11 protein-coding genes are annotated in these 9,832 nt (G+C 72.1%); 3 read left to right on the top strand and 8 right to left on the bottom strand.

The annotated features are described in order from the left end of the window. The coding region (locus tag JAN01S_RS11710; RefSeq protein WP_169797220.1) for a transglutaminase-like domain-containing protein at positions 1–514 on the top strand (514 nt) is incomplete at its 5' end. Between the two features lie 6 nt (positions 515–520). Here JAN01S_RS11710 and JAN01S_RS11705 read toward each other — a convergent pair. Next, the gene (locus JAN01S_RS11705; protein ID WP_157075716.1) at positions 521–1,111 is read right to left on the bottom strand and encodes a prepilin peptidase; all 591 of its coding nucleotides are present in this window, start codon (positions 1,109–1,111) and stop codon (positions 521–523) included. 252 nt (positions 1,112–1,363) lie between these two features. On the opposite strand from JAN01S_RS11705, the gene JAN01S_RS11700 reads away from it, so the two are divergent. After that, positions 1,364–2,449 carry an SGNH/GDSL hydrolase family protein gene (locus tag JAN01S_RS11700; RefSeq protein WP_084360204.1) on the top strand — a complete coding sequence of 362 codons (1,086 nt, stop codon included), beginning with the start codon at positions 1,364–1,366 and terminating at the stop codon, positions 2,447–2,449. Between the two features lie 53 nt (positions 2,450–2,502). After that, complete coding sequence (locus JAN01S_RS11695; RefSeq protein WP_068318428.1) at positions 2,503–4,659, top strand: MMPL family transporter; 2,157 nt, start codon at positions 2,503–2,505, stop codon at positions 4,657–4,659. A gap of 230 nt (positions 4,660–4,889) precedes the next feature. Here the strand turns inward: JAN01S_RS11695 and purB are convergent, their stop codons facing one another. From purB to JAN01S_RS11660, 7 genes are all read right to left on the bottom strand, one after another. Then, entirely contained in the window at positions 4,890–6,299 is a 1,410-nt protein-coding gene (gene purB, locus JAN01S_RS11690) for an adenylosuccinate lyase (protein WP_068318426.1), read from the bottom strand. 341 nt (positions 6,300–6,640) lie between these two features. Next, positions 6,641–7,012, bottom strand: coding sequence for a hypothetical protein (locus JAN01S_RS11685; protein ID WP_157075715.1), 372 nt, complete (start codon positions 7,010–7,012; stop codon positions 6,641–6,643). Next, the gene (locus JAN01S_RS11680) at positions 7,002–7,271 is read right to left on the bottom strand and encodes a hypothetical protein (protein WP_068318420.1); all 270 of its coding nucleotides are present in this window, start codon (positions 7,269–7,271) and stop codon (positions 7,002–7,004) included. Before JAN01S_RS11680 ends, JAN01S_RS11685 begins: the two co-directional genes overlap by 11 nt. Positions 7,272–7,317: 46 nt before the next feature. Then, positions 7,318–7,824, bottom strand: coding sequence for a low molecular weight protein-tyrosine-phosphatase (locus tag JAN01S_RS11675; RefSeq protein ID WP_068318418.1), 507 nt, complete (start codon positions 7,822–7,824; stop codon positions 7,318–7,320). Further along, entirely contained in the window at positions 7,821–8,387 is a 567-nt protein-coding gene (locus JAN01S_RS11670) for an AAA family ATPase (protein WP_068318415.1), read from the bottom strand. Before JAN01S_RS11670 ends, JAN01S_RS11675 begins: the two co-directional genes overlap by 4 nt. Next, complete coding sequence (locus JAN01S_RS11665; protein WP_068318413.1) at positions 8,384–9,421, bottom strand: 2-dehydropantoate 2-reductase; 1,038 nt, start codon at positions 9,419–9,421, stop codon at positions 8,384–8,386. The genes JAN01S_RS11670 and JAN01S_RS11665 overlap by 4 nt, the downstream gene beginning before the upstream one ends. 47 nt (positions 9,422–9,468) lie before the next feature. Beyond that, entirely contained in the window at positions 9,469–9,825 is a 357-nt protein-coding gene (locus JAN01S_RS11660) for a hypothetical protein (RefSeq protein ID WP_068318411.1), read from the bottom strand. Between the last annotated feature and the right edge of the window lie 7 nt (positions 9,826–9,832).

Below are 9,832 nucleotides of genomic sequence, written 5' to 3'. Positions count from 1 at the left end.
GAGCCGGTACGCGGAGTCGGACCGGCTGGCGCCGATGGCCGCCCAGCTCTTCCCCGACCAGACGGGCATCGAGCGGGTGCGCGCGGTGACCCAGTGGGTCAACACGCACATGGCCTACATCTCCGGGTCGAGCCGCGGCACCGACGGTGCGGTCGACTCGATCCTGCAGGCGTCGGGGGTGTGCCGGGACTTCGCGCACGTCGTCGTCGCCCTGCTGCGCGCGCTGGGGACGCCCGCGCGACTGGTGTCGGTGTACGCGCCCGGCCTGCGGCCGATGGACTTCCACGCCGTCGCCGAGGCCTGGGTCGACGACGCGTGGCACATCGTCGACGCGACCGGCCTGGCGCCGCGCGAAGCGATGGTCCGGATCGCCACCGGGCGCGACGCGGCGGACACCGCCTTCCTCACCACCCGCGGTGGGTTGATGACCTTCAACCGTCAGGTCGTCACGGCCCAGCTCGTCGAGGGCGAGCTGCCGCAGGAGGACCCGGGCGCGCTCGTGCGTCTGGCCTGATCCGGCTCACAGCAGGGCGAGCAGCGGCGGGACGATGATCGCCCCTGCGGCACCGACGAGCATGGGTGGGCCGTAGGCGAACTCGTCACGAGCGCCCTTGCGCCGCAACGCGAGCAGCGCCACCGCGACCACTCCACCGATGAGGAAGGTCGCCATGGTCCCCTGCAGGACGTGCGTCCACGAGTGCCAGCCGAGGAGCATGCCGAGTAGCCCGGCGAGCTTGACGTCGCCGAAGCCGATCCCGCCCCCCGGCAGCAGCGCCAGGACGAGGTAGAGGACGAAGAGCGCGACCCCGGCGACCAGCGCCCGGACGAAGGGGGTCCACTCGCTCTCGACGAGGCTGCAGATCGCGAGCAGCGTTGCGAGAGTCGGGTATGCGGGCAGTTGGATGCGGTCGGGCAGGCGGTGCACGTCGAGGTCGATGAAGCCGAGCACGACCATCGTGCAGCCGGCGAGGACGTGGACCGCGGGGACGACGGGGGAGTGGTCGGGGGCGGTGGCCCACCACAGGCCGGCGGTGAGCAGTGCGGTCACCGGAACCACCCACGACGAAGGGGGTCGCCCCAGCTCCCGCTCGTCGTCCAGTCGGTGGTTCAACAGCACCAGACGTGAGCGCAGGAGCACGCCGACGGCGGCGCCGAGAGCGGCGAGGACCAGGACGTCGTACTACGAGTGGGTCCACCCGAGCGCCGCCGGATGGGGCGCGAGCGCCCTGGCTCTGGTCACTGCCATGCGGTGATCACGGCATTGGGACGAAGGGAGATGACCCCCTTCGTCCCCGCGGGCGTCGCCCGAGGACTAGCCTCGACCGATACGCCGCTCGACGGAGAGCGGCACGGGAGGGAAGCCATGCGCGCACGTCGCCGCCGTCTGTCCATCGCCACCGCCGTGGCCGCCGTCGCGGCCGGGGTGGGGCTGACCGCCCCACCCGCGACCTCGGCGCCGCCGCTCCAGTACGTGAGCCTCGGGGACTCCTACACCGCGGGCAACGGCGCGGGCACCTACACCGAGACGACGTGCTGGCGCTCGCCGGACACCTACGGCGCCCTCGTCGCCGAGCACGACGGTGCGGAGCACGTGAACGCCGCGTGCAGCGGTGGCCGGGTCGCCGACCTCACCCAGCCCCGTCAGCTCGGGGCCCCCACCACGCGGACCGCCACCTATCGGGTCGCGGGCAACGCGCAGGTCCAGCAGGACAAGTGGCTGCGCCGGGCGAAGGCGGACCAGCTGTGCGGCGAGACGACGCAGCCGGACCTGTCGTGGGAGATGAGCTTCGTGGGGGAGACCACCGCCGCGACCTCAGGGAACGTGGAGCTCACCGCCACCGTCTCGTGCCAGCTGACCGCGGCGCCGCAGATCGACGCGGTCACCCAGGAGACCGACGCCGTCTTCCTGACGATCGGCGGCAACGACGTGAACTTCAGCGGCATCGTGCTTCAGTGCATGGTGCTGCGCTCGGCCACCGGCTGCGAGAGCACGATCGCCGCGGCCGACGCCGCGCTGCCGGACCTGCGGGACCGGACCGCCGCAGCGCTGCAGGCGATCCACGACCGCTCGCGCGGCAACGCCGAGGTCCACCTCGTCGGCTACCCCAACCTGCTCAACACGGCGAGCTACTCGATCCCCGAGGCCGCGCCGACCTATGACGCGGGGGCGGCGCTCTTCGCCATGCAGGCGCGCGGGGATGAGCTGCAGGCGAAGGGAGTCGCCGAGCTCGACGCCGCCGACACCGGCCCGCACGGGTACACCTTCGTCGACGTCAAGCCCGCATGGGACGGCCTGACGCACGGCCTCGACCCGAGCACGACGCCCGACAACTCGCAGGCCTGGCTCGTGCCGGTCCTCGCGCCCGGACGGCAGCTGCCGGAGTGGGTGCACCCGACGCAGGAGGGCTACGCCGCGACCGCGGAGGCGGTCATCGACGCGGCGCGCTGATCCCCCCCTCGTGGCACTCGGTTGATGGGGTGACTCCGGGGTAGCGTCCACTCATGAGGCTCACCGGATCGTCCACTGTCGTGCGGGTGCTCGCGGGAGTCGTGATCCTCCTGTGGTTCGTGATCGCCGGCATCGGCGGTCCGCTCGTCGGTCAGCTCACGAGCGTGCAGGACAACGACCAGGCGAGCTTCCTGCCCCAGAGCGCGGAGTCGACGCGGGTCGCCGAGCAGCTGGACGACTTCAACGCCGACGCGACCCTGCCGCTCATCGTCGCCGTCGAGTCCGACGGCGACCTCGACCGGCAGGCGATCGGTGAGCTGCAGACCTGGGCCAAGCAGCTGCCGCAGGAGCAGGTGCAGGACGTGCCCGGCACGGTGGGGGACTACCTGACCGCGCCGCAGATCCCGGTCATCCCGTCCGAGGACGGGCAGGCCGCGATCGCCGTGCTCAGCCTCGACGCGCAGGCCGTGGGGGAGACCGTGGACGAGACCGCGATCTCCGAGCTGCTCGTGACGGACCTGCGCGCGGGCCTCGGGCCGGACGTCGCTGGCGCGACCGCCTACGTCACCGGCCCGGCCGGGTTCACCGCCGACCTCGGCGAGGCCTTCGCCGGCATCGACGGGCTGCTGCTCCTCGTGGCGCTCGCGGTCGTCCTCGTCATCCTGCTCATCGTCTACCGCAGCCCGGTGCTCCCCTTCGTCGTGCTCCTCACGAGCATCTTCGGGCTGGCCGCCGCGGCCTTGGTCATCTACCCGATGGCGAAGGCGGAGTGGATCCAGCTGTCCGGGCAGAGCCAGGGCATCCTCTTCATCCTCGTCGTCGGGGCCGCGACCGACTACGCGCTGCTGCTCGTCGCGCGCTACCGCGAGGAGCTGCACTCGAGCGACCCCCTGCCCGCTCTCAAGGTGGCGTGGCGTCAGACCCTCGGCCCGGTCGTGGCGAGTGGCGGCACGGTCATCGCCGGCCTGCTCTGCCTGCTGCTGTCGGACCTGGGCAACATCTCCGGCCTCGGGCCGGTCGGTGCCCTCGGCATCCTCGGCGCGATGGTCGCCGCCCTCACCCTGCTGCCCGCGGCGCTCGCCCTGCTCGGCCGGGCTGCCTTCTGGCCGGCGATCCCCAAGCGCGGCACCCAGCCGCGGCACCGGCTGTGGTCCGCGGTCGCGGAGCGGGTCACGGCCCGCCCGCGCCTGACCTGGATCGTGACGACGGCGGTGCTCGTCGTCGCGGCCGCGGCGGCCGTGACCTTCCCGACCTCGGGCATCACGCAGGCGCAGTTCTTCACGACCCAGGTCGAGTCGGTCGACGGCCAGGGGGTGCTCGACCGGCACTTCGACGGCGGCGACCAGCAACCCGTGCAGGTCGTCGTGCCCGACGCCTCGGTCGATGAGGCGAAGGGAGTGCTCACGGGCCACTCCGACGTCGCGGAGCGTGTCGAGCAGCAGGAGTCGACGAGCGGGTCCGGGTCGACGCTGCTCTCGGCGACGCTGACCGTGGGGTCGGAGTCGGAGGAGGCGCGCGAGGTCGTGCGCGACCTGCGCGACGAGCTGCACGCGGTCGACAGCGAGATCCTCGTCGGCGGCACCACGGCCACCGCGGTGGACACCGACGAGGCGAGCACGCGTGACTACCGCGTCGTCGTGCCGGCGATCCTGCTCGTCGTCACGGTCATCCTCATCGCGCTGCTGCGCTCGATCGCGGCGGCCGTGCTGCTCGTACTGGTCAACGTGCTGACCTTCGCCGCGACGCTCGGGGTCTCGGCGGTGCTCTTCACCCAGGTGCTCGACCAGCCGGGGGCGGACCCGTCGACGCCGGTGCTCGGCTTCGTCTTCCTCGTCGCACTCGCGGTGGACTACTCGATCTTCCTCATGACGCGGGCAAGGGAGGAGTCGCTCCAGGTGGGCACGCGGCAGGGCATCAAGCGAGCGGTTGCGGTCACCGGTGGCGTCATCACGAGCGCCGGAGTCGTGCTCGCCGCGACCTTCAGCGCGCTGTGGGTGATCCCGCTGCTCTTCCTCGCGCAGATCGCCTTCATCGTCGCCTTCGGCGTGCTGCTCGACACGATCGTCACCCGCTCGATCCTCGTGCCGGCCATCGCCGCCGACCTGGGCAACCGCATCTGGTGGCCATGGGCAGGGGCGATGGCGCCGGACGAGGGTGCGGTCGTCGACGACGAGGCCGCAGTCGCACGTGCGTCGACGCGGGAGGGCTGAGGCTCCTTCGAGGTGAGAGGGCTGCCCCCCTTCGAACGGGTGGAGGTAGGGACGACCCTCCGCTAGGGCCGCTGGTACCTCGACCCGCGCGGGCCTTGCTGGTGGGTGGTGTGCCCCCTTCGCCCCGGTCGTGCTCGACCACTCGGTCGAGGCAACTGCGACCCTCCACAAGCGCCGCTGCTACCTCCACCGGGGATACCTCGACCGCGGGGCGGACGGTGGCGGAGGCGTCAGTCGAGCAGGTCGACCAGCTGCGGGGCGATACCGATGTACGTCGACGGGGTCATCGCGGCGACCCGCTCCTCGACCTCCGCCGGCAGGTCGAGCCCGCGGACGAACTCGACGAGCTCCGGCTGGCCGATGCGCCGACCGCGCGTCAGCTCCTTGAGCCGCTCGTACGGCTCGTCCATGCCCTCGACGCCCTGGGCGCCGAGCGCCCGCATGACCGACTGGATCGGCTCGCCGAGCACCTCCCAGTTGGCGTCGAGGTCGGCGGCCATCGCCTCCGGCACGGCGTCGAGACCGGCCAGGCCGCGGCCCACGTTGTCGATCGCGAGCAGCGAGTGGCCGAGCGCGGTGCCGATGTTGCGCTGCATCGAGCTGTCAGTGAGGTCGCGCTGCAGGCGCGAGGTGACCAGCGTCGAGGCCAGCACGTCGAGGAGGGCGTTGCTCACCTCGAGGTTGGCCTCCGCGTTTTCGAAGCGGATCGGGTTGACCTTGTGCGGCATGGTGCTGGAGCCGACCGTGCCCTGACCGCGCACCTGGGCGAAGTAGCCCATGGAGATGTAGGTCCACACGTCGGTGCACAGGTTGTGCAGCACGCGGTTGAACCGCGCGATGTCGGCGTAGATCTCGGCCTGCCAGTCGTGCGACTCGATCTGCGTGGTGAGCGGGTTCCACGTCAGGCCCAGCCCCTCGACAAAGGTCCGCGAGACCTCCACCCAGTCGGCCTCCGGCACCGCGGCCAGGTGCGCACCGAAGGTGCCCGTCGCGCCGTTGATCTTGCCGAGGTACTCGTCGCCCTGAATCCGTCGCAGCTGGCGCATCAGGCGGTGCGCGAGGACGGCGAGCTCCTTGCCCATCGTCGTCGGCGTCGCCGGTTGGCCGTGCGTGTGCGCGAGCAGCGGCACCTCGCGCAGCTCGTCGGCCATCGTGCCGACGGCCTCGGCCAGAGCGTCGGCACGCGGCAGCCAGACCTCCTCGACGGCGCCCTGCACCATGAGGGCGTAGGCGAGGTTGTTGATGTCCTCGCTCGTGCAGCAGAAGTGGATCAGCTCCGACAGCCCCGCGTCCTCCGGCGCCGGCGCGATCTTGCGCAGGCGCTCCTTGAGGAAGTACTCGACGGCCTTGACGTCGTGCTGGGTGACCTTTTCGGTCGCGGCGAGCTCGGCGATCTCGTCCGGGCCGAAGTCCGCGACGACCTGTCGCAGTGCCGCCTGCTCGTCCTCGGTCAGTGTCCGCACGCCCGGCACGACCTGCTGGGTCGTCAGGTGGATGAGCCACTCGACCTCGACGTGCACGCGCATCCGATTGAGCGCGGGCTCGCTCAGGTGGTCGATGAGCGGCGAGACGGCGGGACGGTAGCGACCGTCGAGCGCGCCGAGGGCGATCTGGGGCGTGGCGTCAGCGAGGCTCTGCATGGGCACATCCTCCCATCAGGCGAAGGGAGGTGACGTCGCCGTCCGAGCCCGTGACATGAGGGGCCCGAAGGGGCGGGCCCCACCTTCGACCGTTCTCGATGTGAGATCTCTGCCCCCGTCGTGCTTACGGTGGCGACGGCCCGGCAGCCGGTCCGCTGGGGGTGACCAGGCGACCACGGCCCAGCAGGTCGAGATCGCGCAGAGGGTGCGGCCCGGGCGCCTGGCCGGTCTGCTCGCAGGAGGCGGGTCTCACCGCGACCAACGGGGCCTGATTCCCCCCTTCGTCACGAGGCAGGGCCGCGACCCGGTGGGGTCGCGGCCCTTGCCCGTGCGGGTGCGGGTCAGGAGGTGTAGGCCTGCGCGATGCTCGTGGCGATGGTCGTGACCTCGTCCTGGGTGCGCTTGCCGAGGAACTGGTCGACCTCGATCCGCAGGATGCGGTCGTCGTCGAGCTCGACGAGGACGAGTGCGACCTCGTAGGCGCCATCGGAGACGTCGTCCAGGACATAGGCCGAGGTGCCGTCGGCGAGTTGCGTCGGCGCGGGCACGTCGGCGCCCCACGCCTGGCGCAGGAAGTCCTCGACGGTCCCGCCGGTCGGCAGGAAGCCCCAGTGGGCACGGATCGACTCGATGTCGTCGAGGTCGTCCGAGTCGCTCTCCTTGGACAGGTCCACGAGGCAGGTGCCCTGGGCCGACATCACGTCAGGGCTCACGCCCGCCCACTGCTTGAGCATCGTGGGGGTGACGACCGAGCAGTCGACGGACGGCGTGTCCGCGTCGCGTGCCGATGTGCTCGTGGACGCGGCCGCCGCGCTGCTCGTGCTCGGGGACGGACTCGTGCTCGATGTCCCTGTGCTGCTCGGCGCGGTCGAACTGCCCGAGGAGGTGGCCGCCGTGTCCGGCGTCGACGCGGGCGACGAGGACGACGTGGACGACGTGGTGTCGTCGGAGCCGGGTGCAGCATCGGTGCATCCGGCGAGGGCGAGGGCCGCTGCAGCGGCGGCCAGGCAGACACGCCTCACGCGTCGGTCCCGTCGAGCCGGCCGCGCACGTACTCGACGATGCCGTCGGCGGCCGCGGTGATCTCGTCGTAGGTCTGGTCGAAGGAGCCTTCGTCGCCGTACCAGGGGTCATCGATCGACAGGGCGTCACCCTTGAGGCCGGAGGGGTCGAAGGATCGAATCATCCGGATGCGGTCCTTGGCCTCGGAGACACCGGCCAGACGCCGCAGCACCGTGTAGTGCCCGTGGTCGGCGGCGAGCACGAGGTCGCGGTCGTCGAACCACCGCTTGTCGAAGACCCGGGCCCGGTGCACCGTGTAGTCGCCGGTGTGGCCGTGACGCTGCATCGCGGCGACCGTGCGCTCGTCGGCGGGGTTGCCCTCCTCCCAAGCCGTCGTTCCGGCGGAGTCGATCTCGACCTGCTCGCCCAGCCCGGCGGCGTCGAAGCGTTCGCGCAGGACCCATTCGGCCATCGGCGAGCGGCAGATGTTGCCGGTGCACACCACCGTGATCCGGTACGTCATGGGGCCATCGTCCCCCACGTCTCGGGGAAAAAACCGGGAGCACCCTGTGAGCCCGGCGACGTCGGGTCTGCATCGGCCGACAGCACCGCGAGTACGGGCGCGCCGGCCGCGGTGACCAGCCGGTCGAGCGCCGGGACCCCTGGTCCGTCGGCGAGGACGAGGACCACGCCGATGACCGGCAGCTCGCGTCGGGCGAGCGCCTCGGCCGTCAGAGCGAGGGCGTTGGACGCCGTGTCACCGCCCGAGCTGACGAGGACGGCGCCGGTCGAGACCCCCTTGTAGCGAAGGGAGGTGCCCACGTCCGCGAGCGTCCCGCCCCGGGCGTCGAGCGGCACGAGCAGCCCCCCGGGAGCGTGCGCGACGAGCACGTCGTGGTCACCGCCGGCGGCGCTCAGGGCCTGCCGGGCAACCGGCCCCTCGTCGCCGAGGCGCAGCGATCCGACGGCGGTGCCTGTCTCCGCGAGGGCCGCGACGAGGGCGCTCGCGGCGAGGGCGGCGTCAGCGCGGTCGGTGTCGATGACCACGACGGCACGCGGCAGCGACAGCTCGGCGAGCGTGCTCACAGGCCCACCGCGCGACGCAGCTGCACGCCGGTCCAGCGGTGCCGGTCCGGGCCGGAGCGCTCGGCCTCGCGGACGAGCTCGACGATCCGGGCGCACACCGGGGTCTGGACCCCGTGGTCCCGGGCGAGGTGGACGATCGCGCCCTGCAGCTCGTCGATCTCGGTCGATCGCCCCGCGTCGAGGTCGTCGGCCATCGACGAGCGGGCGGTCGGCGACACCTTGAGGGACGCCCGGGCGAGGTTGGCGAAGACCGGGGTGGGGGAGCGCAGCAGTGCCGGCATCGCCGCCGCGGGCAGGGGTGTCAGCCGGGCCGGCGAGACCCCGAGCCGCCGGGCCAGCGCGAGGGACTCGTCTTGGCAGGCAGCGAGCACGACGCGGCAGTCACGGTCGCGCAGCTGCACCGCGAGCGGCTGCCCGGTGAGCGCGTTGACCGCGTTGTTGAGGTTGAGCAGCAGCTTGCCGAAGAGCACCGCCTTCATGTCGGGCTCGACCTCGACCCGCAGCCCGCCACCCTGCGCGACACGGGTGAAGGGGTCGACGCGCGGGTGGTCCTTGACCGCCAGGTGCCCGCTCGTCGCCTGCTCCCAGCGGGTCTCGCCGGTGCGTACGACGTTGAAGGGCACCATCCCCGAGAGCACGAGCGGGCGGGAGGCCCGGCTGGGGAAGGCCGCCGCGAGCGCCTCGTCGATCTGGGTCGCGTTGCGCAGGCCGTTCTGGAAGGAGATGACGATCGAGTCGTGCTGCAGGTAGGGCGCGACCTGGCGCACGGCCATCGCCGTGCCGAGCGTCTTGGTCGTGAGCAGCACGTAGTCGGCGCCGACGACGGCGCTGGCGTCGGTCGCCAGGGTCAGCCCGTCGGGCCGCGCCGTGCGGCTGCGACCGCGCAGGTCGGTGACGGTCAGCCCGTCGCGCTCGATGGCGTCGATGAGGGGTGCGCGGCCGATGAGGGTGACGTCCGCGGCGGCGGCCAGCCACCCCCCGAGGTAGCACCCGACGCTGCCGGCCCCCATGACGGCCACCCGTGTGCGCTCCATGGGCTCCCCTGACGAGTCGTGCGGTTCGTCCGGTGATCCTATGCCGTCTACTGGCTGGTGAGGGAGACCCAGCCGTTGGCGTGGTCGCCTCGGGCCGGGTCGGACGGCACGAGCTCGGCGACCGTGTAGTCGGTGCCGTCGACGGAGATCGTCTCGTCGAGCCTGATGGTGCGTTGGTCGGCCCCAAGGTGCAGGCCGGCCCCATCGGCCCGGATGTTGAAGGCGATGAGTCGCACCCCGCCCACCTCGGTCGGGAGGTTTTCCTTGAGGGTCGTCGCGTCGGACATCGGGGTCTGCGCCGTGTGAGGGGTCGCGGCCCGGGTCTCGGGTGGCACCTCGACGTCGCCGGCGCCGCACCCCGCGAGGGCGACGGAGAGGGCAAGGACGGCCAGTCGGCGCGTCACGGTCGTA

Source organism: Janibacter anophelis NBRC 107843, from assembly GCF_001570945.1.
GTDB lineage: Bacteria > Actinomycetota > Actinomycetes > Actinomycetales > Dermatophilaceae > Janibacter > Janibacter anophelis.
The sequence above is the reverse complement of the archived record's forward strand: the minus strand, read 5'-3'. Positions and strand labels throughout refer to the sequence as shown.